This window comes from Polaromonas sp. P3_B4, from assembly GCF_056402835.1.
The window spans coordinates 1745534-1771327 of sequence record NZ_JBFUGQ010000001.1 but is presented as its reverse complement, the minus strand read 5'-3'; the positions used below and the strand labels follow the sequence as shown (position 1 = coordinate 1771327).

The 25794-nt window shown below is 59.8% G+C and carries 23 protein-coding genes; 20 read left to right on the top strand and 3 right to left on the bottom strand.

Annotation, left to right across the window (positions count from 1 at the left end; genetic code table 11):
- Nucleotides 1-133 precede the first annotated feature (133 nt).
- The 20 genes from rpsB (at nt 134) to AC1DVV_RS08440 (ending at nt 21389) form a co-directional block, all read left to right on the top strand.
- Entirely contained in the window at nt 134-886 is a 753-nt protein-coding gene (gene rpsB / locus AC1DVV_RS08535; protein WP_457280556.1) for a 30S ribosomal protein S2, read from the top strand.
- A gap of 126 nt (nt 887-1012) precedes the next feature.
- Nucleotides 1013-1927, top strand: coding sequence for a translation elongation factor Ts (tsf, locus tag AC1DVV_RS08530; RefSeq protein ID WP_457280557.1), 915 nt, complete (start codon nt 1013-1015; stop codon nt 1925-1927).
- A gap of 61 nt (nt 1928-1988) precedes the next feature.
- Complete coding sequence (gene pyrH / locus AC1DVV_RS08525; RefSeq protein WP_036838012.1) at nt 1989-2699, top strand: UMP kinase; 711 nt, start codon at nt 1989-1991, stop codon at nt 2697-2699.
- Between the two features lie 52 nt (nt 2700-2751).
- On the top strand, nt 2752-3312 hold the full coding sequence (gene frr, locus AC1DVV_RS08520) for a ribosome recycling factor (RefSeq protein WP_457280558.1): 561 nt from the start codon (nt 2752-2754) through the stop codon (nt 3310-3312).
- Between the two features lie 26 nt (nt 3313-3338).
- The gene (gene uppS / locus AC1DVV_RS08515) at nt 3339-4079 is read left to right on the top strand and encodes a polyprenyl diphosphate synthase (RefSeq protein ID WP_457280559.1); all 741 of its coding nucleotides are present in this window, start codon (nt 3339-3341) and stop codon (nt 4077-4079) included.
- Nucleotides 4079-4939 (top strand): phosphatidate cytidylyltransferase, encoded by an 861-nt coding sequence (locus AC1DVV_RS08510; RefSeq protein ID WP_457280560.1) that lies wholly within the window; start codon nt 4079-4081, stop codon nt 4937-4939. Before uppS ends, AC1DVV_RS08510 begins: the two co-directional genes overlap by 1 nt.
- A gap of 13 nt (nt 4940-4952) precedes the next feature.
- Complete coding sequence (gene ispC, locus AC1DVV_RS08505) at nt 4953-6140, top strand: 1-deoxy-D-xylulose-5-phosphate reductoisomerase (RefSeq protein ID WP_457280561.1); 1188 nt, start codon at nt 4953-4955, stop codon at nt 6138-6140.
- 1 nt (nt 6141) lies between these two features.
- Complete coding sequence (gene rseP / locus AC1DVV_RS08500) at nt 6142-7515, top strand: RIP metalloprotease RseP (RefSeq protein ID WP_457280562.1); 1374 nt, start codon at nt 6142-6144, stop codon at nt 7513-7515.
- Between the two features lie 13 nt (nt 7516-7528).
- Complete coding sequence (gene bamA, locus AC1DVV_RS08495) at nt 7529-9826, top strand: outer membrane protein assembly factor BamA (protein ID WP_457280563.1); 2298 nt, start codon at nt 7529-7531, stop codon at nt 9824-9826.
- A complete protein-coding gene (locus AC1DVV_RS08490; protein WP_457280564.1) occupies nt 9826-10332 on the top strand; it encodes an OmpH/Skp family outer membrane protein in 507 nt (168 codons plus the stop codon). Before bamA ends, AC1DVV_RS08490 begins: the two co-directional genes overlap by 1 nt.
- A 48-nt stretch (nt 10333-10380) precedes the next feature.
- Nucleotides 10381-11445 (top strand): UDP-3-O-(3-hydroxymyristoyl)glucosamine N-acyltransferase, encoded by a 1065-nt coding sequence (lpxD, locus tag AC1DVV_RS08485; RefSeq protein WP_457280565.1) that lies wholly within the window; start codon nt 10381-10383, stop codon nt 11443-11445.
- A complete protein-coding gene (gene fabZ / locus AC1DVV_RS08480) occupies nt 11442-11882 on the top strand; it encodes a 3-hydroxyacyl-ACP dehydratase FabZ (protein WP_457280566.1) in 441 nt (146 codons plus the stop codon). The genes lpxD and fabZ overlap by 4 nt, the downstream gene beginning before the upstream one ends.
- A gap of 155 nt (nt 11883-12037) precedes the next feature.
- Nucleotides 12038-12832 carry an acyl-ACP--UDP-N-acetylglucosamine O-acyltransferase gene (gene lpxA, locus AC1DVV_RS08475; protein WP_457280567.1) on the top strand — a complete coding sequence of 265 codons (795 nt, stop codon included), beginning with the start codon at nt 12038-12040 and terminating at the stop codon, nt 12830-12832.
- Nucleotides 12833-12846: 14 nt separating this feature from the next.
- Nucleotides 12847-14061, top strand: coding sequence for a lipid-A-disaccharide synthase (gene lpxB, locus AC1DVV_RS08470; RefSeq protein ID WP_477707182.1), 1215 nt, complete (start codon nt 12847-12849; stop codon nt 14059-14061).
- The gene (rnhB, locus tag AC1DVV_RS08465) at nt 14033-14650 is read left to right on the top strand and encodes a ribonuclease HII (protein WP_457280569.1); all 618 of its coding nucleotides are present in this window, start codon (nt 14033-14035) and stop codon (nt 14648-14650) included. The genes lpxB and rnhB overlap by 29 nt, the downstream gene beginning before the upstream one ends.
- Entirely contained in the window at nt 14647-15438 is a 792-nt protein-coding gene (locus AC1DVV_RS08460; RefSeq protein WP_457280570.1) for a TrmH family RNA methyltransferase, read from the top strand. Before rnhB ends, AC1DVV_RS08460 begins: the two co-directional genes overlap by 4 nt.
- A 470-nt stretch (nt 15439-15908) precedes the next feature.
- On the top strand, nt 15909-17093 hold the full coding sequence (carA, locus tag AC1DVV_RS08455) for a glutamine-hydrolyzing carbamoyl-phosphate synthase small subunit (protein ID WP_457280571.1): 1185 nt from the start codon (nt 15909-15911) through the stop codon (nt 17091-17093).
- Nucleotides 17093-20323, top strand: a complete 3231-nt coding sequence (gene carB, locus AC1DVV_RS08450) for a carbamoyl-phosphate synthase large subunit (protein WP_457280572.1) — start codon at nt 17093-17095, stop codon at nt 20321-20323. The genes carA and carB overlap by 1 nt, the downstream gene beginning before the upstream one ends.
- 134 nt (nt 20324-20457) lie before the next feature.
- A complete protein-coding gene (gene greA / locus AC1DVV_RS08445; RefSeq protein ID WP_457280573.1) occupies nt 20458-20934 on the top strand; it encodes a transcription elongation factor GreA in 477 nt (158 codons plus the stop codon).
- A gap of 17 nt (nt 20935-20951) precedes the next feature.
- Nucleotides 20952-21389, top strand: coding sequence for a DUF4149 domain-containing protein (locus AC1DVV_RS08440; RefSeq protein ID WP_477702204.1), 438 nt, complete (start codon nt 20952-20954; stop codon nt 21387-21389).
- 96 nt (nt 21390-21485) lie between these two features.
- Here AC1DVV_RS08440 and folD read toward each other — a convergent pair whose 3' ends face one another.
- The 3 genes from folD to AC1DVV_RS08425 all read right to left on the bottom strand — a co-directional run bounded on the left by folD (nt 21486) and on the right by AC1DVV_RS08425 (nt 25680).
- Complete coding sequence (gene folD / locus AC1DVV_RS08435; RefSeq protein WP_477665858.1) at nt 21486-22352, bottom strand: bifunctional methylenetetrahydrofolate dehydrogenase/methenyltetrahydrofolate cyclohydrolase FolD; 867 nt, start codon at nt 22350-22352, stop codon at nt 21486-21488.
- A gap of 83 nt (nt 22353-22435) precedes the next feature.
- Entirely contained in the window at nt 22436-23062 is a 627-nt protein-coding gene (locus tag AC1DVV_RS08430; protein WP_348047552.1) for a response regulator transcription factor, read from the bottom strand.
- Between the two features lie 50 nt (nt 23063-23112).
- Nucleotides 23113-25680 carry a PAS domain S-box protein gene (locus tag AC1DVV_RS08425; protein ID WP_457280576.1) on the bottom strand — a complete coding sequence of 856 codons (2568 nt, stop codon included), beginning with the start codon at nt 25678-25680 and terminating at the stop codon, nt 23113-23115.
- Nucleotides 25681-25794: the final 114 nt, after the last annotated feature.

Here is a 25794-nt window from a genome sequence, read left to right as displayed (position 1 = left end):
TTTGCAAATGACGATTTTGTTGTTTGCAAGGCAAATCGCAAATCAGCCACTCAAGGTGTTGCCCCGGAAATCTCGAAAGAGGCCAACGGGACGATAAGCGCTGATTTTAGACACAACCTTTTGGAGTATTCCTATGTCGACCACTATGCGCGAAATGCTGGAAGCAGGCGTTCATTTCGGACACCAAACCCGCTTCTGGGACCCCAAGATGGCCCCTTACATCTTCGGCCATCGCAACCGTATTCACATCATCAACCTGGAAAAGTCGCTTCCGATGTACCAGGAAGCGATGAAGTTCGCGAAGCAGCTGTCTGCCAACCGCGGCACCATCCTGATGGTAGGCACCAAGCGCCAGGCTCGCGACATCGTCGCCACCGAAGCCAAGCGCGCCGGTGTTCCCTATGTTGACCAGCGCTGGCTGGGCGGCATGCTGACCAACTTCAAGACGGTCAAGACTTCCATCAAGCGCCTGAAGGAAATGAAGGCCCAGCAGGAAGCCGGCCTTGATTCCATCAGCAAAAAAGAACAGCTCACCTTCAAGCGCGAAATCGAAAAGCTTGAAAAAGACATCGGCGGCATTCAGGACATGAACGCCCTGCCGGACGCCATTTTCGTGATCGACGTGGGCTTCCACAAAATCGCGATCCTGGAAGCCAAGAAACTCGGCATTCCCCTGATCGGCGTGGTTGACTCCAACCACTCGCCTATCGGCATCGACTACGTGATCCCCGGCAATGACGACTCCTCCAAGGCTGTCGCCCTGTACGCCCGCGGTATCGCCGACGCGATCATCGAAGGCCGCGCCAATGCCGTGAACGACGTCGTCAAGGCGGTTTCGGCTGAGAGCTCGGATGAGTTCGTGGAAGTGGAAAACGCAGCCGCCTGATAGTTTTCGGCTCTGCGCCAGACGCGAAAAAGGGGCTCGCGTAGCCCCTTTTTCACAACCTAACGAAAAGCTGGGTGCGAATTGATCGCTTCCAGCGTGTCAAAAACGACAAACGGAGAAACAAAGATGGCAATTACTGCAAGCATGGTCGCTGAACTGCGCGCCAAGACCGACGCCCCCATGATGGAGTGCAAGAAAGCACTGACCGAAGCTGAAGGCAACTTCGAAAAAGCCGAAGAAATCCTGCGCGTCAAGCTCGGCAGCAAGGCCGGCAAGGCCGCTTCCCGCGTCACCGCCGAAGGCGTTGTGGCTGCGCACCGCGAAGGCGATGTGGGCGCGCTGGTGGAAATCAATTGCGAAACCGACTTCGTGACCAAGAACGACAGCTTCCTGGCCTTCACCAAGGCAGTGGTCGAAGGGATTGTCAAGAACAACCCGGCCGACGTGGAAGCTGTTGGCGCCATGCCTTTGTCGCTTGACGGCTTTGGCCCGACGGTCGAAGACGTGCGCAAGGGCCTGATCGGCAAGATCGGCGAAAACATGAGCGTGCGCCGCTTCAAGCGTTTCTCGGGCAGCAAGCTGGCCTCTTACCTGCACGGCACGCGTATCGGCGTAGTCGTGGAGTTTGAAGGCGACGAAGCCGCAGCCAAGGATGTCGCCATGCATGTGGCCGCGATGAAGCCCGTGTCCCTGTCCAGCGCTGAAGTTCCCGCCGAACTGGTCGCCAAGGAGCGCTCGGTTGCTGCAGCCAAGGCCGCTGAAGATGCCGCCAAGGCACAGGCTGAAGGCAAGGCCGTCCAGTCCGCTGAAATTGTTGCAAAGCGTATCGAAGGTGGCGTGCAGAAGTACCTGAAGGAAGTCAGCCTGTACAACCAGACTTTCGTCAAGAACGACAAGCAGACCGTCGAGCAAATGCTCAAGGAAAAAGCGACAACGATCAAGTCTTTCACGCTGTATGTCGTGGGTGAAGGCATTGAGAAAAAGGTGGACGATTTCGCTGCCGAAGTCGCCGCCCAGGTCGCCGCAGCCAAGGCTGCTTGAGCATTTCAGTCCAGCCGGAAGGCCGCTAAACTTCAGACAACCCAACAAAGAAAGCTCTCACATGCCAGCCTACAAGCGAATCTTGTTAAAACTGTCAGGTGAGGCCTTGATGGGGGATGATGCCTTTGGCATCAACCGCGCGACCATCGTGCGCATGGTGGAAGAGATTGCCGAAGTCACCCGCATGGGTGTCGAAGTGGCGGTCGTGATCGGCGGCGGCAACATTTTTCGCGGTGTGGCCGGCGGTTCCGTCGGCATGGACCGCGCCACCGCCGACTACATGGGCATGCTGGCCACCGTGATGAACGCGCTCGCCTTGGGCGACACGATGGACAAGGCCGGGCTGATCGCTCGCGTAATGTCGGCCATCGGCATTGAGCGCGTGGTCGAGCCTTATGTTCGTCCCAAAGCCCTGCAGTACCTCGAAGAAGGCAAGGTCGTCATCTTCGCGGCCGGCACCGGCAACCCGTTTTTCACCACCGATACGGCAGCCGCATTGCGCGGCGCTGAGATCGGCGCTGAGATCGTGCTGAAGGCCACCAAGGTCGACGGTGTGTACACTGCGGACCCCAAGAAAGACCCGAAAGCCACGCGCTACACCAACATCACGTTTGATGAAGCCATGGGCAAAAACCTCGAGGTCATGGATGCCACCGCTTTTGCGCTGTGCCGTGACCAGAAGCTGCCCATCAAGGTGTTCAGTATTTTCAAGCATGGTGCGCTCAAGCGCGTCGTGCAGGGCGAGGACGAGGGAACCCTGGTTCACGTCTGAGCCTCCTGTCCCAGCTTGTTCTTTTTCGCTATAAAAATCCGGAGATTCGACCATGAGCATTGTTGAAGTCAAGCAGCAGGCAGAGCAAAAGATGCAGCAGTCCATTGACTCGTTCAAAAATGGCCTGACCAAGATCCGCACTGGCCGCGCCAACCCCGGTTTGCTCGATACCGTGCATGTTGATTATTACGGCTCCATGGTGCCGATCAGCCAGGTGGCCAATGTGTCGCTGCTCGACGCCCGCACCATCAGCGTCTCGCCCTGGGAAAAAGGCATGGGCGCCAAGATCGAAAAGGCCATCCGTGATTCAGACCTGGGACTCAATCCGGCCGCGCAGGGTGACCTGATCCGCGTGCCCATGCCGGCCATGACCGAAGAGCGCCGTCGCGAACTTACCAAAGTCGTGCGCGCCGAAGGGGAGCACGCCAAAGTGGCTATTCGCAACCTGCGCCGCGATGCCAATGATGGCGTCAAGAAACTCGTCAAGGACAAGCTCGCTTCTGAAGACGACGAACGCCGTTCGCAGGACGATATCCAGAAGTTCACGGATCGTTTCATTGCCGAAGTCGACAAACTGGTCGCCGGCAAGGAACAAGACATCATGGCGGTTTGACGCCTCGTCGTCTGGCCTGATTCACCATGGCCACCGCCCATCCCATAGTCCCGCACCACGTTGCCATCGTTATGGATGGCAATGGTCGCTGGGCGACCAAACGGTTTTTACCCCGCATTGCGGGCCACAAGCAGGGCGTTGATTCGCTCAGCCGCTGCGTTCGCGCATGCCTGGACCGCGGCATCGGCGTCCTCACGGTTTTCGCTTTTTCTTCCGAGAACTGGAACCGGCCGGCTGAAGAGGTGTCCGGGCTGATGGAGTTGCTTGCCTATTCTCTTTCCAAGGAAGTCCCCAGCCTGAATGCCAACGGCGTGCAACTGCGTTTTGTCGGAGACCGCCTGCGGCTTTCCGAGAAAGTCCAGGCAGGGCTGGCGCAAGCTGAGCTCGACACCTCCACCAACCAACGGCTGGTTTTTAATGTGTGCTTCAACTACGGCGGCCGCTGGGATATTGCCCAGGCTGCCAACAGATTGGCCAGCCGCGGTGAAGCCATTACCGAGCTGTCGCTGGACAGGGAGATGGCACTGGCGCACGTGCCGGACCCGGATCTGCTGATTCGCACAGGCGGTGAATTGCGGATCAGTAATTTTTTGCTGTGGCAGGCAGCTTATTCAGAGCTGCATTTCTCCGACAAGTTGTGGCCTGAATTTGACGAGACGGCGCTGGACGAGGCGATAGCCGTCTTTCGGACTCGCGAACGACGCTTCGGCAAGACCTCCGCCCAGGTCAGCGGCCGCAGCACCAATGAAAATACAAAGGCTGCCTGATGCTTAAACAGCGCGTGATCACAGCGATTGTCCTTCTGGCTATTTTGCTGCCAGCCCTTTTCTACAAGACGCCAGAGCCCTTTTGTGCCGTCGCGCTGCTGTTGATTGCTGCGGGTGCCTGGGAGTGGGGCCGGCTGAATGCACTCGGGCAGGGAGCCTCTGTGGGGCTCGCCGCCGTTTGTGTCGGGCTGTGCGCGCTCGCGTGGTACTTTGGCCTGCTCGTAAAGCCGCTGCCGCTTCTTTGGGCTGCTGCAGGTGCTGCCTGGGTGCTTGCCGGTGGCTGGTTGCTGCGCAATGGCGTGGCGGGCTGGCCGCGCATACCCAAAGTAATTCGCCTTCCAGGGGGGCTGGCTGCGTTGTTGGTCGCCTGGCTGGCTGTGGCACAGGCCCGTGTGGCAGGCATTGACTTTTTGCTGTCCGTTCTGCTGCTGGTCTGGGTGGCCGATATCTTTGCCTACTTTGCGGGTCGCGCCCTGGGAGGCCGGTTCAGCAAGGGCAAGCTGGCTCCTTCAATCAGCCCGGGTAAAAGCTGGGAGGGCGTGTGGGGCGGCATGGCCGGTGTGGTGGCGCTGTCGCTGGCCTGGGTGTGGCTGGGCCGCGCGGGCATTGGCGGTGGCTTCTGGGCTGACGCCACGCTTTACAGCCGGCTGGCTGATCATCACGGCATGGTCGTCATGCTGCTGGCGGTTATTTTCCTGGCCGCCATGAGTGTGGTGGGCGATCTGGTCGAGTCCCTTATCAAGCGCAGTGCCGGGGTGAAAGACTCCAGCGGCCTGTTGCCGGGCCACGGCGGCGTGCTCGACCGGGTCGACGCGCTATTGCCCACACTGCCCCTGGCGATGATGCTGGTTACCCTTTAGGCTTTGCTCCCGTATGTCCTTTGAAAAGCAGCGTGTGACCGTTTTGGGCTCCACGGGGTCCATTGGTGTCAACACGCTTGATGTCATCGCCCGCCACCCTGAGCGCTTTGAGGTGTTTGCCCTCAGCGCGGCAACCCAAACGGACTTGATGCTGGCGCAGTGCGCCCAGTTCAAACCCCAATACGCGGTGATGGCCAGTGAGCCGCATGCCCGTTTGCTGGCGGAGAAGATCAAGGTAAATCAGCTTCCGGTGCAGGTTCTATGGGCGCAAGACGCTCTCGAAATGATAGCGTCACACGAGTTGGTGGATACCGTCATGGCCGCTATTGTGGGCGCTGCCGGGTTAGGCCCATGCGTGGCGGCCGCAAAGGCGGGCAAGCGCCTGCTGCTCGCCAACAAGGAGGCCCTTGTCGTCGGCGGCGAAGTGTTTATGCGGGCGGTTCGTGAAGGGGGTGCCCGGTTGCTACCGATTGACAGTGAGCATTCGGCCATTTTCCAGTCATTGCCCGAAGACCCGGCGGTGTGGCCCCGGCGCATCGAAAAAATCATGCTGACCTCGTCGGGCGGTCCTTTTCGCGCCCGTGATCCGGCAACTCTGCGCGACGTAACGCCCGAGCAGGCCTGCACGCACCCGAATTTTTCGATGGGCCGCAAGATTTCTGTGGATTCGGCCACGATGATGAACAAGGCTTTGGAGGTGATTGAAGCCAAGTACCTGTTTGGTGTCGTGCCGGAGCAGATCGAGGTGGTGATCCATCCGCAGCAAATCATCCATTCGATGGTGCAGTTCCATGACGCATCGGTGATGGCCCAGCTGGGTACGCCGGATATGCGGGTGCCGATTGCCTATGGCTTGTCCTGGCCGGAACGGATCGAAAGCGGCACGGCGCGCCTGGATTTTGCCCGTATGGCCGCCATGACATTCGAGGTCCCGGACTTTCAGCGCTTTCCCTGCCTGCCTTTGGCCTGGGAGAGTTTGCGTGCGCCGCCGGGCACTTGCGTGGTACTGAACGCAGCCAATGAGATTGCTGTTGCGGCCTTTTTGGACCGGCGCATCCGCTTCGACCACATTCATCATGTAAACCATGCAACTTTGGAGGCCGCGGCAGTCTCTCAGGTGGACGATATAGCGGGCTTGCTGGCGCTGGATGAGCAGGCCCGCCGCGTTGCCACTCAAATCACCCAAGGTCTGGAGTCCTGAGATGCTGACACTGGTTTCTTTCGTTGTGACTCTCGGTATCCTGATTGCCGTGCACGAATACGGCCATTACCGCGTCGCAGTGGCGTGTGGCATAAAGGTTCTGAAATTTTCCATCGGATTCGGCAAACCGATTTACACCTGGAAGCTCAAAAACAAGTCGACAGAGTTTTCCATCGGCATGCTGCCTCTGGGCGGCTACGTCAAGATGCTGGATGAGCGTGAGGCCCCGGTGGATCCATCCGAGCGCCATCTGGCTTTTAATACCCAGCCGCTGAAATCGCGGGTTGCCGTGGTGGCCGCAGGCCCGGCCGCCAATTTGCTGCTGGCCATAGTGCTGTATGCCGTGGTCAACTGGAGTGGCTTGCAGGAGCCCAAAGCCATTTTGGCCAGCCCGGTGGCAGGATCGCTTGCCGAAAAGGCTGGCCTGGATGGCGGAGAAACGGTTCAGCAGGCGGCTTTTGAAGGTGACGACCTGGAGGTCGTTCATTCTTTTGAAGACTTGCGCTGGAGGCTCACGCAAGGTGCACTGGATGGTCGCGACCTCACCTTGGTGCTTGGCAGCGATGGCGCAGCGTCAGGGCAGACTGTGCGGTTGCCGCTCAGTACGCTGGGTGCACCCGAAGCAGATGCCGACCTGTTCAGGAAAATTGGCATTCTCGGCCCCTGGACCCGTCCCGTAATTGGTAATGTGATGCCCGGGGGCGCCGCCGAAAAATCCGGACTGCGTGCCGACGATCTCGTGCTTCGCATCGGCGAGACGGCCATTGTGGATGGGCAACAGCTGCGCGAGGTGATACGTACCTCTGCCCGCTCGCCCGGCGCCGGGGCTTCCGTCGTCCCGCAGGCATGGCAAATCAGCCGTGCCGGCGCATCCGTAGTGCTGCAAGTGACGCCTGAGCTCAAGGCGGTGAACGGAGTGATGGTCCCTCGGATTGAAGCCTACGTGGGGTCTCCTCCCGAGTTTGTCACGGTGCGCTACGGCCCTGTCGATGGTTTGTGGCAAGGCGCCGTCCGCACCTGGCAGGTTTCGCTGCTCACACTCAAGATGATTGGGAAAATGGTCATCGGCGAGGCGTCGCTTAAAAACCTGAGTGGCCCGCTCACGATTGCGGACTATGCGGGGAAGTCAGCCAGCCTTGGGTGGAGCAGTTATCTGCTGTTTCTGGCCCTTATCAGCGTGAGCCTTGGCGTCCTGAATTTACTGCCGCTGCCGGTTCTGGATGGGGGGCACCTGATGTATTATCTTTGGGAGGGGATCACCGGCCGGGGCGTGTCCGACGCCTGGATGGACCGGTTGCAGCGCGGTGGCGTTGCTATCCTGCTGGGCATGATGTGCGTTGCCCTGTTTAACGATGTCACCCGGCTTTTGGGCTAATTCCTTACATTTCATGCAAAAACAAATAAATCGCTTCAAAGTTCGTGCAGTTTGCGCTATCGCCGCCGGTCTTTTTGCAGCCAGTTCGGCTTGGGCCGTTGACCCTTTCACGGTGCGTGATATCCGGGTTGAAGGCTTGCAGCGCGTTGAGCCCGGAACCATTTTTGCCTCCTTGCCCTTTCGGGTCGGCGAAACCTATAACGACGACAAGGGTTCCACCGCCATTCGTGCGCTGTTTGGGCTGGGTCTGTTCAAGGACGTGCGGCTTGAAGTCAGTGGCGACGTATTGGTGGTGATCGTTGAAGAGCGTCCCACCGTTGCTGACGTGGACTTTGTGGGTGCCAAGGAGTTCGACAAGGACGCGCTCAAGAAGGCACTCCGCGAGGCCGGTGTTGCGGATGGCCAGCCGTTCGACAAGGCGCTCGCCGACAAGGCGGAGCAGGAGCTCAAGCGCCAGTACATCAACAAGAGCCTGTACGGCGTTGAAATTGTCACCACAGTCACGCCGATCGAACGCAATCGGGTCAACCTGACTTTCAGTGTGACCGAAGGCGATGTCGCGAAGATCAAGGAAATCCACATTACAGGCAACAAGGCGTTCAGCGAGTCAACCCTCCTGAGCCTCTTTGACCTTGATACAGGGGGCTGGCTCAGCTGGTACACCAAGTCGGATCGCTACTCGCGCACCAAGCTCAACGCCGACATTGAAACGCTGCGCTCCTACTACCTTTCGCGGGGCTACCTCGAGTTCAAGATCGACTCTACCCAGGTTGCGATTTCCCCGGACAAACAAAGCATTGCCATCACCGTCAACGTGACCGAGGGCGAGCGTTTTGTGGTTTCGGGCGTCAAGCTTGAAGGCAACTACCTGAACAAGGAAGAAGAATTCAAGACTTTAGTGAAAATCACGCCTGGTGAGGCCTACAACGCGGACGAGGTCGCTGAAACGACCAAGGCGTTCAGCGACTATTTCGGTACTTTTGGCTACGCTTTTGCCCGCGTCGAAGCGGTGCCGGAAATTGACCGTGTCAATAACCGCGTGGCATTTGTGCTTCAGGCAGAACCATCCCGCCGTGCTTATGTGCGGCGCATCAACGTGGCCGGAAACAATCGCACGCGCGATGAAGTTGTGCGTCGCGAGTTCCGCCAGTTTGAGTCGTCCTGGTACGACGGCGACAAAATCCGGCTTTCCCGCGACCGTGTCGACCGTCTGGGTTTCTTTACCGATGTGAATGTAGAAACGCAGGAAGTGACCGGTACAAACGACCAGGTCGACATTACGGTGAACGTGGTTGAAAAACCAACCGGTAATTTGCAGCTTGGTGCGGGGTATTCCAGCGCGGACAGCCTCTCACTGGTATTCGGTATCAAGCAGGAAAACGTTTTTGGCTCCGGCAATTACCTGGGCGTTGAAGTCAACACCAGCAAGTCAAACCGCCAGATTGTGCTCAGCACCATTGACCCATATTTCACGGCCGACGGTATTTCGCGCACCATTGATGTCTATGACCGTACGTCGAAGCCGACCTCGGGCCAAGGTGGTGACTACAGCCTGAAAACGCGTGGTGCAAGCATTCGTTTCGGTGTTCCGTTTACCGAGAACGACACGGTTTATTTTGGTACTGGCTACGAGCAATTGACGATTGTGCCGGGTACCAATTTGCCGGTCAGTTATCTGAACTATGCGAACCAGTTTGGCTATAAAAGCAACTCGATTCCGTTGACCGTGGGCTGGTCGCGCGACAGCCGCGACAGCGCGCTGGTGCCTACCTCGGGCCTGTACCAGCGTGTGTACGGTGATTGGGGTGTTGCCGGCGATATTAAATTTGTGCGAGCCAATTACCAGGCTCAAAAATACATTCCACTCAACAAGCAGTTCACGATTGCGCTTAACGGCGAGTTTGGCTGGGGTAAAGGCCTGAGTGGCCAGCCCTATCCGCTCTTCAAGAACTACTATTCAGGCGGCCTGGGTTCCGTGCGCGGATTTGAGCAGGGCTCACTGGGCCCGCGCGATGCGTCTGATCTCGCTATCGGTGGTCCGAAGAAGCTCACGCTCAATGCCGAACTCATTGCGCCGTTTCCTGGTGCGGGCAATGACCGTACCTTGCGCCTTTATGGGTTTGTGGACGCAGGCAACGTTTTTGGTGAGAATGAACGTTTCCGTGTGAATGACCTGCGGGCCTCCACAGGTATTGGTATCAGCTGGATTTCCCCAGTGGGGCCCTTGCGCATCGCTATTGCGACGCCGCTGCGCAAAATGCCAGGCGATAGAATAGAGCGGTTGCAATTCCAAATTGGTACATCTTTCTAATGAAGCATTTTTCAATCAAAATTTTCCTGGGCGTTGCCATTGCACTGGCGGGTTTCTCCGCAAGTGCGCAGGAGTTCAAGGTCGGGATTGTCAACCTTGACCGGATTTTCCGGGAAGCCAATTCCGCGAAAGCCGCCCAAACCAAACTCGAGCAGGAATTCAGCAAGCGTGAAAAAGAGCTGAACGATCTGGCGACCCAGCTGAAAACACTCTCCGACAAGTTTGAGCGTGAAGCCCCAACGCTTGCCGAGAGTCAGCGCGTTTCACGGCAAAAGCAGCTTGTTGACCAGGATCGGGACTTCCAGCGCAAGCGCCGTGAGTTTCAGGAAGACCTGAACACCCGCAAAAATGAAGAGCTCCAGCAAGTCATCGAACGCGCCAACAAAGTTGTGAAGACGCTGGCTGAGACGGAAAAGTACGACCTGATTCTCCAGGAATCGGTCTATGTCAATCCCAAGCATGACATCACCGACAAGGTGATCAAGGCGTTGAACGCTTCCCGTTGATTGCGGGGTGTTCACCACGATCACCATCGTGAAAATGGCAGGCGCAGTGTGACACTCCGTCTTGCCGATATCGTTGAATCCCTGGCCGGTGCAGTACAGCTCGAACTGGTCGGCGACCCCGGCCTGCAGATAGAGCGGCTCTCCACTTTGGAGGCTGCCGGTCCCGCGGACCTGAGTTTTCTCAGCCACCCCAAATACCTGTCCAAGCTCGCGCAGTCCGAGGCTGTCTGCGTCATTGTGGCGCCCGCCGCGCGCGAGGCCGCAGTCAAGCGGGGCGCCTGCATCGTCACAGACGATCCTTACCACGCTTTTGCGTTGGTCACCCAACTCTGGAAGAGGCGGCATTCCCCGCAGGTGGTTCCGCACATTCACCCCAGTGCCTATGTCGATCCTTCTGCCACTGTGGCGTCCGGCGTTTCGATTGGTGCATTTGCCTGCATCGGCCAAGGCGCGGCGATTGGTGAAAATGCGCGGATTGCGGAGCATTGCGTCGTCGGGCCGCATGCGCAAATCGGCGCGAACACCCGATTGTCGGCGCGCGTGACTGTCGCCGACGGCTGCCGCGTCGGGGAGCGCTGCATCGTACATTCCGGCGCGGTGATCGGCGCCGACGGTTTTGGCTTTGCGTCGCACCAGGGGCAGTGGGTGAAGATCGAGCAACTCGGCGGTGTGCAGATCGGCAATGATGTCGAGATCGGTGCCAACACCTGTATTGACCGCGGTGCGCTGCAGGACACGGTGCTGGAAGATGGTGTGAAGCTCGACAATCTGGTTCAGATCGGCCACAACGTCCGGATTGGCAAACATACCGCCATGGCCGGCTGTGCCGGCGTCGCGGGCAGCGCCACGATTGGTGCGCATTGCACGGTGGGGGGCGGCGCCATTGTGCTGGGCCACCTGACGCTCGCCGATGGTGTGCATGTCTCGGCTGCATCGGTGGTAACCCGATCCATTTTGAAGCCCGGGCATTACACCGGGCTCTTTCCCATCGACGACAATGCTGTCTGGGAAAAAAATGCCGCTACGCTCAAGCAGCTTCATACGCTTCGTGAGCGTCTCAGGGAGGTCGAAAAAGCCATCCTGCACTCAGGACACACTCAAGAAAAATCATGATGGATATCCACCAAATTCTCAAACAGCTGCCGCATCGTTATCCCATCCTGCTGGTGGACCGTGTGCTGGAAATTGAAAAAGGCAAACGCATCAAGGCGCTCAAAAACGTCACGATCAACGAGCCCTTTTTCATGGGGCACTTTCCCCATCACCCGGTGATGCCGGGGGTATTGATACTGGAAGCTATGGCGCAGGCGGCCGCGCTGCTGGCTTTCGAGACGCTGGGCGTCACGCCCGACGACAAGACGGTCTATTACTTCGCCGGTATCGATGGCGCACGCTTCAAGCGCCCCGTTGAACCTGGCGACCAGCTGATCATGGACGTCACACTGGACCGCATGAAGGCCGGCATTTTTAAATTCAAAGGGGTCACCAGGGTAGGTGACACCATTGCCTGCGAAGCCGAATTGATGTGCACCATGCGCACGATCGCGTGAATGGCCCCCACGCTTTTCGCTTCGCGTAATTCGCTGCCCCCCGAGGGGGCTGCTGCGCCTGCGGTCTGGCGGAGCCAGTCCCGCGGCCCCGGTGTGAAGGGGGACTTGCCCATGCGGCTTTTGGCCGACCTATTCGCTGAACAGTTGATTTTGTCATGACGGCTATACATTCCACCGCACTTATTAGTCCGCAAGCCCAGCTCCATGAATCGGTGAGCGTCGGTCCTTATACGGTCATTGGTCCGCACGTGAAGATTGGTGCCGGCACCACCGTGGGCGCCCACTGCGTAATCGAAGGACACACCACCATAGGCCGTGACAACCGGATTTTCCAGTTCAATTCACTGGGTGCAATTCCGCAGGATAAAAAATACGCGGGTGAACCTTGTGAACTGGTGATCGGCGACCGCAACACCATTCGCGAGTTCTGCACCTTCAACATCGGCTCGCCGGGCGACACTGGCGTGACCCGTGTGGGGGATGACAACTGGCTCATGGCCTATGTGCATCTGGCGCACGACTGCGTGGTGGGAAACAACACCATTTTTGCCAACAACACCCAACTGGGTGGCCATGTGCATGTCGGCGACTGGGTGATTCTGGGCGGCTTCACCGTCGCGCACCAGTTCGTGAAAATCGGTGCCCACAGCTTCACCGCCATGTGCTCGCTGCTGTTTGCCGATTTACCGCCTTTTGTCATGGCGCAGGGACAACCGGCCGAGGCGCGCTCCATGAATTTTGAAGGGCTGCGGCGACGGGGCTTTTCACCGGAGCGAATTTCCGCTGTCAAGGCCATGCACAAAGCGCTGTACCGTGACGACCTGACCCTGGACGTATCGCGCGAGCGCATTGCCGCTCTGACGGAAAAGTACCCGGATGCTGCGCCTGACGTGCAGATGATGCTTTCATTTCTGGAGCAAACCTCGCCGCAGCGCGGCATTGTCCGGTAAGACCTATGTCGTTGATGGAGCCAAGCCCTCTGCCAGCCCGTAGAGAGGCAGGCCTCCCCGTTGCGGATTCCCTGAGAGCCCGTTCCCCCTGCGTGGCGATGGTCGCGGGCGAAACCTCTGGAGATTTGCTCGCCGGCCTGCTGCTCGATGGTTTCAAGGCCCGCTGGCCGGCACTGACGTCAAACGGTATCGGCGGCTCACAGATGGCGAGTCGCGGTTTTAACGCCTGGTGGCCCAGTGAAAAGCTCGCGGTACGCGGGTATGTCGAGGTATTGCGGCATTACCGCGAGATTGTCGGCATACGCGAACAACTGAAGCAACGCCTGCTGGATCAGCGCCCAGACCTTTTCCTTGGCATTGATGCACCCGACTTCAATCTTGACCTGGAGGCGGCGCTCAAGGTCCAAGGCATCAAGACCGTGCATTTTGTCAGCCCCTCCATCTGGGCCTGGCGTGCCGACCGTGTTGAAAAGATACGGCGCAGTGTGGACCACGTGCTGTGCATCTTTCCTTTTGAGCCTGCGCTGCTGGCCGCTCATGGTATTGCCGCGACCTATGTGGGGCACCCGCTGGCCAATGTCATACCCCTGCAGCCTGACCGCGCAGCGGCCCGGCGCAAACTGGGTTTGCAGGATGAAGACACCGTGGTGGCCATTCTTCCCGGCAGCCGGAAATCCGAAATAGAGTACCTCGCTCAACGATTCTTTAAGGCTGCAGCCCTTATTCAACGTGCGCAACCAGCTATCAAATTTATAGTTCCGGCCATTCCCGCGTTGAAGCACATGATTGAACGCCATGCCGACCTGGCAGGAATGAAACCCCATCTGCAGATCATCGAGGGCCAGTCCCACAGTGCACTGGCGGCATGCGATGTAACGCTGATCGCCAGCGGTACCGCCACGCTGGAGGCGGCGCTTTTCAAGCGGCCCATGGTGATCGCCTACAACATGAACTGGCTGTCATGGCAAATCATGCGGCGCAAAAAATTGCAGCCCTGGGTGGGCCTGCCCAATATCCTCTGCCGGGAGTTTGTCGTTCCGGAGCTGCTGCAGGACGCCGCTACGCCTGAGGCGCTGGCAGTGGGCGTGCTGAAATGGGTTGACGCAAAGTCTTCGGCACCTGACAAAATAGCGGCCGTAGAACAACGATTTACCGCGCTGCATGCGGAACTGCAGCGGGACACTTCAAAACTGGCGACAGATGCGATCCAGCAAATTCTTGAAAGCTGAGCAGACACCCTTGTCATGGGATACGCCTGGCCTTGTGGCTGGCGTGGACGAAGCTGGCCGGGGACCGTTGATGGGCCCGGTGGTCGCGGCCGCCGTCATTCTTGATGAGCTCAATCCCATTCAGGGGCTGGCCGACTCCAAGAAGCTCACGGCCTTGCGCCGCGAAAAACTCTATGACGAAATTCGCGCCAAAGCGTTGTGCTGCTCGATTGCGCTGGCAACCGCCGAGGAAATCGACAGCATCAACATCCTGCAGGCCACCATGCTGGCCATGCGGCGCGCGGTAGAGGGCCTGCGCCTCAAGCCCAACAAGGTGCTGGTCGATGGCAACCGGCTGCCGACACTGGTGATCCTGTCCGAGGCCATCGTGGGTGGTGACGCGCTGGTGCCTTCGATTTCCGCTGCGTCGATCCTGGCCAAGGTCTACCGCGACCGTTGGTGCGCGGAGTTCCATCTTGAGTATCCCCAGTACGGATTTGCCGACCATAAAGGCTACGGCACGGCCGAACATCTGGCTGCGTTGCGCGAACACGGCGCCTGTCCCCAGCATCGCAGGTCCTTTGCGCCGGTGGCTGAGGTCTTGCGGTGAGTTCCAGCTTCTCCGGGTCCTCCGGCTCCGCCACGTACATCACTTCGCGCGACAACCCCCTGATCAAAGAGCTGCGCAAACTGTCGCAAGACAGCACCGCGTACCGCAAGCAGGGCCGCGTCTGGCTGGAGGGGGATCATCTATGCCGTGCTGCACTGGCGCGCGGCCTGAAACCTGCCATCGCAGTTTTTTCTGAATCATTTTGGTCTGCAAGTCAGTCTGAATGGGCGCAAGCAGCTATCAAAAACATAGTGATTCCCGATGCAATGCTGCCGGAAATCAGCGGCCTGGAGTCACCCGCGCGCATGGGTTTTGTGATGGATTTGCCGGCGCCCGCCAGCCCGCAACCCCATGCATCCTCGGTCATTCTGGACCGGGTACAGGATGCCGGCAACGTGGGCTCCATCCTGCGCAGCGCGGCGGCCTTTGGGTTTGGCCAGGTTCTCGCCCTCAAGGGCACGGCGGCCCTCTGGTCGCCCAAGGTGCTGCGCGCCGGTATGGGCGCCCACTTTGCACTGCAGCTGGTGGAAGGCCTGGAGCCCGAGGCTCTGGCAGCATTGACCGTGCCCATCGTTGTCACCAGCTCGCACCAGGGCAGCTTTTTGCATCAGCAGAAGTTGCCTATGCCGTGTGCGTGGGCCATGGGCCACGAAGGGCAGGGCGTTAGCGACGACCTCATGAGCCGGGCGGCGCTCAAGGTCCGCATCGACCAGCCGGGGGGCGAGGAGTCTCTTAATGTGGCAGCCGCGGCCGCAATTTGCCTGTACGCAAGTTCGCTGAAGATATAGACCCACCCCCGTCCAGGCTCACTGCGTGTAGCCCGTTCCCCCTTGCAGGGGGCGGCGCCTGGGGCCGGCAAAGCCGGACCCGCGGCCCCCACTGGTGAAATACTCCCCTGCATTCGCCCTGAATCTTCAAGCCAGCATGAGCCGCGGAACCGGCTCTGCCCGGCCGCAGGCGCAGTCCCCTGCAAGGGGAAATGGGCTACACGTAGTGAGCCCGATAGGGGTGTGCCATTTTCGGCTTTGCCGGGCCGCAGGCGGGCGGCCCCCTCGGGGGCAGCGACTCACACGAAGCGGGGGAGCGTGGAGGCCACATCCCTAGGCTATAATCAAGGGCTTTTCAAAACACAGCTTCGCCCGAGCGCAGACAAAGCAAACACCCTCACAAAAGCAGCCAACTAAGGCAGCCAGCAAGAGTCTCCCAGAGACGTTTCTTGTGCACGCTTGGGCGAACCGTAACCAACCCGGAGAACCCAGTGCTTTTGTCTCTACAGGGATCACGCGAAAAATCCCCACACGCCATACTGGCGCTCGCAGACGGCACGGTCTTTATCGGCAATTCCATTGGAGCCGCAGGCTCCACAGTCGGCGAGGTGGTGTTCAACACCGCCATGACCGGCTACCAGGAAATCCTCACGGATCCGAGCTACTGCCAGCAGATCGTCACCCTCACGTACCCACACATCGGCAACTACGGCATCAATGCCGAAGACGTCGAGGCTGAAAAAGTCCACGCCGCCGGCCTGATCATCAAGGACCTGCCGCTGCTGGCCTCGAACTTCCGCATGACCATGACCTTGTCCGAATACCTGGTCAAGGAAAACACCGTCGCCATCGCCGGCATAGACACCCGCCAGCTCACACGCCACCTGCGTACCAAGGGCGCGCAAAACGGGTGCATCCTGGCTTTGCCCGCCGGCGAAGCGGTGAGCCAGCCAGCGATCGAAAAAGCCGTCGCTGCTGCCCGCGGCGCGCCCAGCATGGCCGGCCTGGACCTGGCCAAGGTCGTCTCGGTCAAGCAAACCTACGAATGGACGCAGACCGAGTGGAAACTCGGCGCGGGTTACGGCGTGCAGATCACGCCCAAATTCCATGTCGTGGCTTTCGACTTCGGCGTGAAGAAAAACATCCTGCGCATGATGGCCGAGCGCGGCGCGCGCATCACAGTGGTGCCGGCGCAAACGCCTGCAGCCGATGTGCTCAAGCTCAAACCCGATGGCATCTTCCTGGCCAACGGCCCGGGCGACCCTGAGCCATGTGACTACGCGATTAAGGCGGTGCGTGAACTGATCGAAACCGGCATTCCGACTTTCGGCATTTGCCTGGGACACCAGATCATGGCGCTGGCCAGTGGTGCCAAGACCTTCAAAATGAAGTTTGGCCACCACGGTGCCAACCACCCGGTGAAAGACCTGGACAACGGCCGCGTCAGCATCACCAGCCAGAACCACGGTTTTGCGGTCGATGAAAAAAGCCTGCCCGCCAACCTGCGGCCCACGCACATCAGCCTGTTTGACGGCACGCTGCAAGGCCTGGCCCGCACCGACAAGCCAGCGTTCTGCTTCCAGGGCCACCCGGAAGCTTCGCCCGGCCCGCACGATATTTCGTATCTGTTTGATCGTTTCACAGCCCTCATGGAACAGCATGGAGGGAACAAATAATGCCAAAACGTACAGACATCAAATCCGTCCTCATCATCGGCGCCGGCCCCATCATCATCGGCCAGGCTTGCGAGTTCGACTACTCCGGCGTGCAGGCCTGCAAGGCGCTGCGCGAAGAGGGCTACAAGGTCATCCTGATCAACAGCAACCCCGCCACGATCATGACCGACCCGGCCACCGCCGACGTCACCTATATCGAGCCCATCACCTGGCAGACAGTCGAAAAAATCATCGCCAAGGAGCGTCCCGACGCCATCCTGCCGACCATGGGTGGTCAGACTGCGCTCAACTGCGCGCTCGACCTCTGGCACAACGGCGTGCTCGACAAGTACAAGGTCGAGCTGATTGGCGCCAAACCTGAAGCCATCGACAAGGCCGAAGACCGCCTGAAATTCAAGGACGCGATGACCAAGATCGGTTTGGGCTCAGCCCGCTCCGGCATCGCGCACAGCATGGACGAAGCCTGGGCCGTACAGAAGACCGTCGGCTTCCCGACAGTGATCCGCCCCAGCTTCACGCTGGGCGGCACCGGCGGCGGCATTGCCTACAACTCCGAAGAATTCGAAGTGATCTGCAAACGCGGCCTCGAAGCCTCGCCCACCAACGAGCTGTTGATTGAAGAATCACTGCTCGGCTGGAAGGAGTACGAGATGGAAGTTGTGCGTGACACCGCCGACAACTGCATCATCGTCTGCTCGATTGAGAATCTGGATCCGATGGGCGTGCATACCGGTGACTCGATCACCGTGGCACCCGCCCAGACGCTGACCGACAAGGAATACCAGATCCTGCGCAATGCCTCGCTGGCCGTGCTGCGCGAGATCGGGGTGGACACCGGCGGCTCCAACGTGCAGTTCTCCATCAACCCGGTCGATGGCCGCATGGTCGTGATCGAGATGAACCCGCGTGTATCGCGCTCCTCGGCCCTGGCCTCCAAGGCCACGGGTTTCCCGATTGCCAAGGTCGCGGCCAAGTTGGCGGTGGGCTACACGCTCGACGAGCTGCGCAACGAAATCACGGGTGGCGCCACCCCGGCGAGTTTTGAGCCCAGCATCGACTACGTCGTGACCAAAATTCCACGTTTCGCGTTCGAGAAATTCCCGGCCGCCGATTCGCGCCTGACCACGCAGATGAAATCCGTGGGTGAGGTCATGGCCATGGGCCGTACCTTCCAGGAGTCCTTCCAGAAAGCGTTGCGCGGCCTGGAAGTCGGCGTCGACGGCATGAACGAGAAGACGCAAGACCGCGAAGTGCTCGAGAAAGAACTCGGCGCGCCAGGTCCTGACCGCATCTGGTACGTGGGCGATGCTTTCGCCCAGGGTATGAGCGTCGATGAAGTCTTTGCGCTGACCAAGATCGACCCCTGGTTCCTGGTGCAGATCGAGCAAATTGTCAAGATCGAGCTCGAGCTGGAAACCACCTCGCTCGACAAGATCGACGCCGTCACGCTGCGCGCGCTGAAGCAGAAAGGCTTTTCCGACCGTCGCCTGGCCAAGCAACTCAAGACCACCGACACGGCCATCCGCGAAAAGCGCCGTGCGCTGGGCGTGCGCCCGGTCTACAAACGTGTGGACACCTGCGCCGCCGAGTTTGCAACCAACACGGCGTATATGTATTCGACCTACGAGGCCGAAGGCAGCGAGTGCGAAGCTGCGCCGACCGACAAGAAGAAAATCATGGTGCTGGGCGGCGGGCCCAACCGCATCGGGCAGGGCATCGAGTTTGACTACTGCTGCGTACACGCGGCGTTGGCCATGCGTGAAGACGGCTACGAGACCATCATGGTCAACTGCAACCCTGAAACCGTCTCTACCGATTACGACACCTCGGACCGCCTCTACTTCGAGCCGCTGACGCTTGAAGATGTGCTCGAAATCGTCGACAAGGAAAAACCGCTGGGCGTGATCGTCCAGTACGGCGGCCAGACGCCTTTGAAGCTGGCGCTGGACCTCGAAGCCAACGGCGTGCCCATCATCGGCACCTCGCCTGACATGATCGACGCGGCAGAAGACCGCGAACGCTTCCAGAAGCTGCTGCACGAATTGAAGTTGCGCCAGCCGCCCAATGCCACGGCGCGCACTGAACCTGAAGCGCTTGAAAAAGCCGCTGCGCTGGGCTACCCCCTGGTCGTGCGCCCCAGCTATGTGCTGGGTGGCCGCGCCATGGAAATCGTTCACGAACAGCGCGACCTCGAGCGTTACATGCGCGAGGCCGTCAAGGTCAGCCACGATTCACCTGTGCTGCTTGATCGCTTCCTGAACGACGCCATCGAATGCGACGTCGACTGCCTGCGAGACCCCGAAGGCCGCACCTTCATCGGGGGCGTGATGGAGCACATCGAGCAGGCCGGCGTGCACAGCGGTGACTCCGCGTGCTCTTTGCCGCCATATTCCCTGAGCGCCGAAACCGTCACCGAAATCAAGCGCCAGACCGCCGCGATGGCCGAGGCACTGACGGTGGTGGGTCTCATGAACGTGCAGTTCGCGATCCAGAACATTGACGGCAAAGACGTCATCTACGTGCTGGAAGTCAACCCGCGTGCCTCGCGCACGGTACCCTTTGTCAGCAAGGCCACCGGAATACAGCTGGCCAAAGTGGCAGCACGTTGCATGGTGGGCCAGTCGCTGGCTTCGCAAGGCATCAAGGACGAAGTCACGCCGCCTTACTTCAGTGTCAAGGAAGCGGTGTTCCCCTTCGTCAAGTTCCCCGGTGTGGACACGATTCTCGGCCCCGAGATGAAATCCACGGGCGAAGTCATGGGCGTGGGCAAAACTTTCGGCGAAGCCTTCGTGAAGTCCCAGCTCGGCGCGGGCACCAAACTACCAACCTCCGGCAAGGTGTTCCTCACCGTCAAGAACAATGACAAACCGCGTGCCGTGGAAGTCGCGCGCAAGCTGGCGGCCCTGAAGTTTGAAATCGTGGCCACCAAAGGCACTGCGGCCGCCATCCAGGCCGCGGGTATCGCCTGCACCGTGGTCAACAAGGTCACCGAAGGCCGGCCGCACGTGGTGGACATGATCAAGAACAACGAAATCGCCCTGGTCATCAACACGGTGGAAGAGCGGCGCAACGCGATTACCGATTCGCGCCAGATCCGCACATCTGCGCTGCTGGCCCGTGTGACGACCTACACCACCATTGCCGGCGCCGAAGCGGCCGTGGAGGGCATGAAGTACCTGGACAACCTGCCGGTTTATTCCGTGCAGGAGTTGCATGCTCAGCTAGGCTGACAGCCTCACGACCCGGGTTTTTTCCGGATTTCCGCAGGTCCGATTTGCATTAAACTTGTTTGATTGAAATTTTGGATTCAAGCGCCGCCGCCAGGTGACTGGTGGCGGTTTCGCTTTTGAGAGGAGCAAAAAACATGGCAACCATTCCCATTACCAAGCGTGGCGCGGAAAGCCTCAAGGCCGAGCTGCACCAGCTGAAAACCGTCGACCGGCCCTGGGTCATCAATTCCATTTCCGAAGCGCGTGCCCAGGGTGACCTGAGCGAAAACGCCGAATACGACGCCGCCAAGGACCGTCAGGGCTTCATCGAGGGCCGTATTCAGGAAATCGAAGGCAAGCTCTCCGCCGCCCAAATCATCGACCCGTCCGAGCTGGACGCGGGCGGCAAGGTCGTGTTCGGTTCCACCATCGAACTGGAAGATGAAGATACCGGCGACAAGGTGACTTATCAGATCGTGGGTGAAGACGAGGCCGACATCAAGGCGGGCCGGGTCAACATCAGCTCGCCGATTGCACGTGCGCTGATCGGCAAGGACGAAGGCGATACGGCTGAAGTTCAGGCACCCGGTGGCCTCAAGCGCTATGAAATCATCTCGGTGATGTACATCTAAACATCCTGATTTCATTCATGAAGCAGCGCTTCAATGTGATGGTGGCAGCTCTCTGGTGGGGCAGCTTGACCAGTTTGGGATTCGTCATGGTCCCGATGCTGTTCGCCAATCTGGGAGCCCCCGCCGTGGCCGGTGCCATGGCCGCCAAACTCTTTACCGCGCAAACATGGCTGAGCACGGGCTGTGCGATGTTCCTGTTGCTGATTCTTAATAAAAAAGACGATCCAGCCCTGGCGTGGCAAGCGCAAGCAGCTATCAAATTCATAGTGGCCGGTTTGCTGCTGGCCCTGCTGGTGGAGTTCGGGGTTGCGCCGCGTATCATCAGCGCACGCGCCGAAGGCGGCAATCTCAAGCTCTGGCATGGCCTGGGCACCGCCTTCTATGTGGTGCAGTGGCTGTGCGCCGGCCTGGCGCTGTGGCGCCTGAGTCGCTCGACGGTAACCGAAATCACCTGAGTTTCGCCGGCAAGCAGGGGCCGCGGGACCGGCTCTGCCGGACCGCAGGCGCAGCGGCCCCCTCTCGTGATGAAAGGGGCAGGGAGATGCCGCAGGCTACACGGAGTGAGCGACCGTGGGGGCCATTTCCGCGGCTTCCAGCGTATTGACCAGCAGCATGGTGATGGTCATGGGGCCGACACCGCCGGGTACCGGTGTGATGTAGCCCGCTACTTCCTTTACGCCCGAAAAATCCACATCACCGCAGAGTTTGCCTTCGTCGTTGCGGTTCATGCCCACGTCGATCACGACGGCGCCCGGTTTGACCATGTCGGCCGTCAATACGTTTCGCTTGCCGACTGCCGCCACGATCACGTCGGCCTGCAGCGTCATGGCCTTGAGGTCTTTGGTTGCGCTGTGGCAGATGGTGACGGTGGCGTTCTTTTGCAGCAGCATCAGCGCCATCGGCTTGCCGACAATGTTGCTGCGGCCGATGACCACGGCATGCTTGCCTTTGAGGTCGTAGCCGATGCTTTCCAGCATCTTCATGCAGCCGTATGGCGTACAGGGCCAGAAGCCAGGCTGGCCGACCATGAGCGCGCCTGCGCTGGCGACGTGAAACCCGTCAACGTCTTTTGCGGGCGAGATCGATTCGATGACTTTTTGCGCATCGATATGCGCCGGTAGCGGCAATTGCACCAGGATGCCGTGGATGGCCGGGTCGTTGTTGAGCGCCTCTACCCGTGCCAGCAGGTCAGCTTCACTCAGGGTGGCAGGGTATTGCTCAAGCACCGAATGCAGGCCGTTGTCTTCGCAGGCCTTGACCTTGTTGCGCACGTAGACCTGGCTGGCCGGGTTTTCACCCACCAGCACCACGGCCAGGCCCGGTGTGATGCCGCGAGCGCGCAGGGCGGCGGCGCGTTGGGCGACTTCAGCGCGCAGTTGTTTGGAGAGGGCGTTTCCGTCGATCAGCTGGGCAGTCATTTTTATCGATTTTTCAAGTAAAAACGCCCGCAAATCCAATCATCACGGGCGCAAGCAGCTATCAAAAAGATAGCGAAAGGAGGTCAACCCTTGGGTGCGTTGGATCCGAGGGCTATTTTGAGCAGGTCGGCCACGGTATTGGCGTTGAGCTTTTCCATGATGTTGGCGCGGTGCGCTTCTACCGTCTTGATGCTGATGCCCAGGTCGTCGGCAATCTGCTTGTTGAGGCGGCCGGCCACGATGCGCTCGAGCACCTGCGCTTCGCGCGAGGTGAGCTTGGCGAGCAGGGCGTCGCGGCTGGCAGATTGCTGGTAGTCGCTGAAGGCTTCCTTGGCCTGCTCAAGCATGCGTTCGACCAGGTTGACCAGGGCTTCTTCCTGGAAAGGCTTCTGGATGAAATCCATGGCGCCTTTTTTCATGGTGTTGACCGCCATGGGTACGTCGCCGTGGCCGGTAATGAACACGATGGGGAGCGGTGACTTGCGTTCGACCAGGCGGTCCTGCAATTCGAGGCCCGTCATGCCGCCCATGCGGATGTCGACTATCAGGCAGGCGACTTCACGCGGGTCGTAGCGGGAGAGAAAGGTTTCGGCCGAGTCGTAGCAGCGGACCCGGTAGTCCTTGCCTTCGAGCAGCCACTGCAGGGAGTCGCGCACGCCCTCGTCATCATCAACGACGTAGACGGTACCTTTTTTGGGAATCAAGCTCATGCCAAACTTTCTTTCGTGAACTTCTCGAAAAGACGGTTCTTGAAGGGGTTTCAATGAACGCCGGTATCCTTGGTTGCTATGGTATCGCTAGCAGGCACCACCGGTGCCAGCAGGGGCGTCACGGGGATCCAGAAGGTAAACCGGCACCCCACCACTTCGTCCCCATTGTAGAGGTTCTGGGCCTCCATTCTTCCCTGGTGGGACTCGACAATACTGCGGCAGAGTTTGAGGCCTATGCCCATGCCTTCGGCCTTGGTCGAATAGAAGGCTTCATACAGCCGGCCCATGACTTCAGGCGACAGGCCGCGCCCCGTATCGAGCACCGAAAACTCCACCACGGCCTGGTCTTCAATCTGCTTGGGCACCACGCGCAATTCGACGCTGCGCCGCGCCGTCGGCAGGTGCGCCTGTTCAATCGACTCAGCCGCGTTTTTCATCAGGTTGATCAGCACCTGCTCGATCAGGATGGGGTCCACCATGATGTCGGGCAGGCGGGCGGCGATGTAGTGGCTGAGCCGCACGTGATGGCGCCGCAGCTCGATGTCGGCCAGCTCCATCGCATTGCTCACGATGGTCGCCACGTCGGCGGAGCTGCGGTTGGGCTCGCTGCGTTTGACGAAGGACCGTATGCGCTGGATGATCTGCCCGGCGCGGTGCGCCTGTTTGGCGGTTTTCTCCAACGCCACCAGCAGGTCTTCGTTGCTGATCTGCTGGCCCTTGATGCGCGACACCATGCCGTTGCAATAATTGTTGATGGCCGTCAGCGGCTGGTTGAGCTCGTGCGCCACGCTGGAGGCCATTTCCCCCATGGTAATCAGGCGGCTCGCAGTCTGGGCCCGCTCGTTCTGCTGGGCCGCCTGCTCTTCGGCATGGCGCCGCGGTGTGATGTCGGTGGCAATCACCATCTGGGCCAGGCGGCCGTCCACCCACGTGAGGTAACGCGAGCGAACCTCCAGCCACTTGCTGAGTTCGGGCACAAAAATTTCGGCGTTTTCCGTCTGCGCCGCTGTCAGCGTGTCGGTCGGCAGGCCCGCCAGGCCATCGACCGCATCCAGCGCATCTTCGGTGGGTACGGCTGAAGGCACGCCGGCTTGCGCGATCAGGTTCAGGTGGCCGGAAACTTCACCGCCAAACCACGAACGGTACAGCTTGTTGGCAAACAGCAGCTCTTCACTGCCCAGCGGCGCCACGGACACGGCCGCGTCCAGCCCCTCAAGTACCGTGGTGAAACGTTCGTAAGAAGCTGTGAGTTCTTCGCGAATGCGCTTGGGCTCGGTGATGTCCGTCATGGACGTCATCCAGCCGGTTTGCTGGCCGCGCGGATCAATCAGCGGCGAGACATACATGCGAGCGTCAAAAATCTGGCCGTTCTTGCGCTTGACGCGCACCTCGAAACCACCGGGCGGCGTGCGGCCGTGCAGTTCATCGTCCAGCCGCTGCATCAGGGTCTCGATCTCGCCTTCCGGCCAATGCGGGAAGGGCGGCGTACGGCCCACCAGGTCGCCTTCAGTGAGGCCCGTCATCTGGCAAAACGCCGGGTTCACATAGGTGATGCGGCCCTGCAGGTCCAGCGCGCGCATGCCGGTCAGCATGGAGTTCTCCATCGCGCGGCGAAAGTTGGTTTCGGAAATCAGCGCCTGCTGGGCCTGCACACGGCGGCGCGTATGGCGCCAGGTGCCCAGCAGCATCCACACCGTCAGTGCGCTCAGGGCGCTGACCAGCCAGAAAAAGCCGCTGCCCACCACGCCCAGTGAGGCCCGATAGCCTTCCGCGCGAATCAAGAGGCCGTTGCCCACCGGTGAAACCGGTATTTCATATTCGGCGGCGGCATCGGTCCAGGGCAAAAGCCGGGCTGCAGGGTTGCGGGGCGGCGGGAGGTTGCCTGCCAGCACCGTGTTTTTGTCGTCGATCAGCGTGACCGCGTATTTGGCCGTCACGTCCGTCGGCACACCAAAGCGCAGCAGCCCGTCGATGGAGTATTCGCCCATGATGACGCCGGCAAATTTCCCCTGGTCATCGAGCGGCACCTGCAACTGCAGGGTAGGGGTGTTGTAGCCGCTGGCTTCCTTGGTCACCAGCGGGCGCGAATACACGGGTTGCCGCAGGTCTCTTGCCAGGTCGTAGGTGCCGTCTGTTTCGCCGACCTTGAGTTGCTCGCCCGCGCCGCGCAGCTGGCTGGCGTTGGCGCTGGGTGACACATAAGCCACCTTGATCCGCCGCCGGCTGTCCACCCAGGTGACTGCCATGAGTTCGGGGTACTGGTTGACCAGGGATTCGGCCTGCGAGATGAATTCTTCCGTATCCACTTCCTTGTTGGAGACATCCCGCCCTATGCGCATGAGCTGTTCCTGGCGCTCCAGCAGGCGCAGGCGCAGGCGTTGCTGGGCGTATTCCACATCGCGCTTGACGGCCTGCTGTTCGCGGTCGATTTCTTCGATGCGCAGGTAACCGAAGGCTGCGATCACGGCTGCCAGAAACAGTACCACGGCCAGCAAAGGCCCCAGGGTGATGAAACGGTCCTGGCGCGACGGCGACTGCTTGCGCCACCAACGCCTCCACAGGGCAAAGGTGGCGGAGTTCGCCATCGTGTCGGGGGGGGCAGGGGCTTGCTGGGTCATAGGGATGGTGCAGTTTAAGTGAGATGCCCCTCTGTGGTCAGGGTTGACCCTGATCTTTTAAGGTGAGGCTACAGGCTGCGCTGTCGCATCGTCGGTTTCAGTAACGCAGCCAAT

What these genes read in the sequence shown, in the direction of transcription:
- AC1DVV_RS08430 (WP_348047552.1), bottom strand. Translation starts at nt 23,062, where the DNA reads ATGAGCTTGATTCCCAAAAAAGGTACCGTCTACGTCGTTGATGATGAC.
- greA (WP_457280573.1), top strand. Translation starts at nt 20,458, where the DNA reads ATGGCAACCATTCCCATTACCAAGCGTGGCGCGGAAAGCCTCAAGGCC.
- AC1DVV_RS08490 (WP_457280564.1), top strand. Translation starts at nt 9,826, where the DNA reads ATGAAGCATTTTTCAATCAAAATTTTCCTGGGCGTTGCCATTGCACTG.
- AC1DVV_RS08510 (WP_457280560.1), top strand. Translation starts at nt 4,079, where the DNA reads ATGCTTAAACAGCGCGTGATCACAGCGATTGTCCTTCTGGCTATTTTG.
- AC1DVV_RS08440 (WP_477702204.1), top strand. Translation starts at nt 20,952, where the DNA reads ATGAAGCAGCGCTTCAATGTGATGGTGGCAGCTCTCTGGTGGGGCAGC.
- bamA (WP_457280563.1), top strand. Translation starts at nt 7,529, where the DNA reads ATGCAAAAACAAATAAATCGCTTCAAAGTTCGTGCAGTTTGCGCTATC.
- lpxB (WP_477707182.1), top strand. Translation starts at nt 12,847, where the DNA reads ATGGAGCCAAGCCCTCTGCCAGCCCGTAGAGAGGCAGGCCTCCCCGTT.
- frr (WP_457280558.1), top strand. Translation starts at nt 2,752, where the DNA reads ATGAGCATTGTTGAAGTCAAGCAGCAGGCAGAGCAAAAGATGCAGCAG.
- folD (WP_477665858.1), bottom strand. Translation starts at nt 22,352, where the DNA reads ATGACTGCCCAGCTGATCGACGGAAACGCCCTCTCCAAACAACTGCGC.
- rseP (WP_457280562.1), top strand. Translation starts at nt 6,142, where the DNA reads ATGCTGACACTGGTTTCTTTCGTTGTGACTCTCGGTATCCTGATTGCC.
- fabZ (WP_457280566.1), top strand. Translation starts at nt 11,442, where the DNA reads ATGATGGATATCCACCAAATTCTCAAACAGCTGCCGCATCGTTATCCC.
- tsf (WP_457280557.1), top strand. Translation starts at nt 1,013, where the DNA reads ATGGCAATTACTGCAAGCATGGTCGCTGAACTGCGCGCCAAGACCGAC.
- rnhB (WP_457280569.1), top strand. Translation starts at nt 14,033, where the DNA reads ATGCGATCCAGCAAATTCTTGAAAGCTGAGCAGACACCCTTGTCATGG.
- AC1DVV_RS08425 (WP_457280576.1), bottom strand. Translation starts at nt 25,680, where the DNA reads ATGACCCAGCAAGCCCCTGCCCCCCCCGACACGATGGCGAACTCCGCC.
- rpsB (WP_457280556.1), top strand. Translation starts at nt 134, where the DNA reads ATGTCGACCACTATGCGCGAAATGCTGGAAGCAGGCGTTCATTTCGGA.
- lpxA (WP_457280567.1), top strand. Translation starts at nt 12,038, where the DNA reads ATGACGGCTATACATTCCACCGCACTTATTAGTCCGCAAGCCCAGCTC.
- carB (WP_457280572.1), top strand. Translation starts at nt 17,093, where the DNA reads ATGCCAAAACGTACAGACATCAAATCCGTCCTCATCATCGGCGCCGGC.
- ispC (WP_457280561.1), top strand. Translation starts at nt 4,953, where the DNA reads ATGTCCTTTGAAAAGCAGCGTGTGACCGTTTTGGGCTCCACGGGGTCC.
- pyrH (WP_036838012.1), top strand. Translation starts at nt 1,989, where the DNA reads ATGCCAGCCTACAAGCGAATCTTGTTAAAACTGTCAGGTGAGGCCTTG.
- uppS (WP_457280559.1), top strand. Translation starts at nt 3,339, where the DNA reads ATGGCCACCGCCCATCCCATAGTCCCGCACCACGTTGCCATCGTTATG.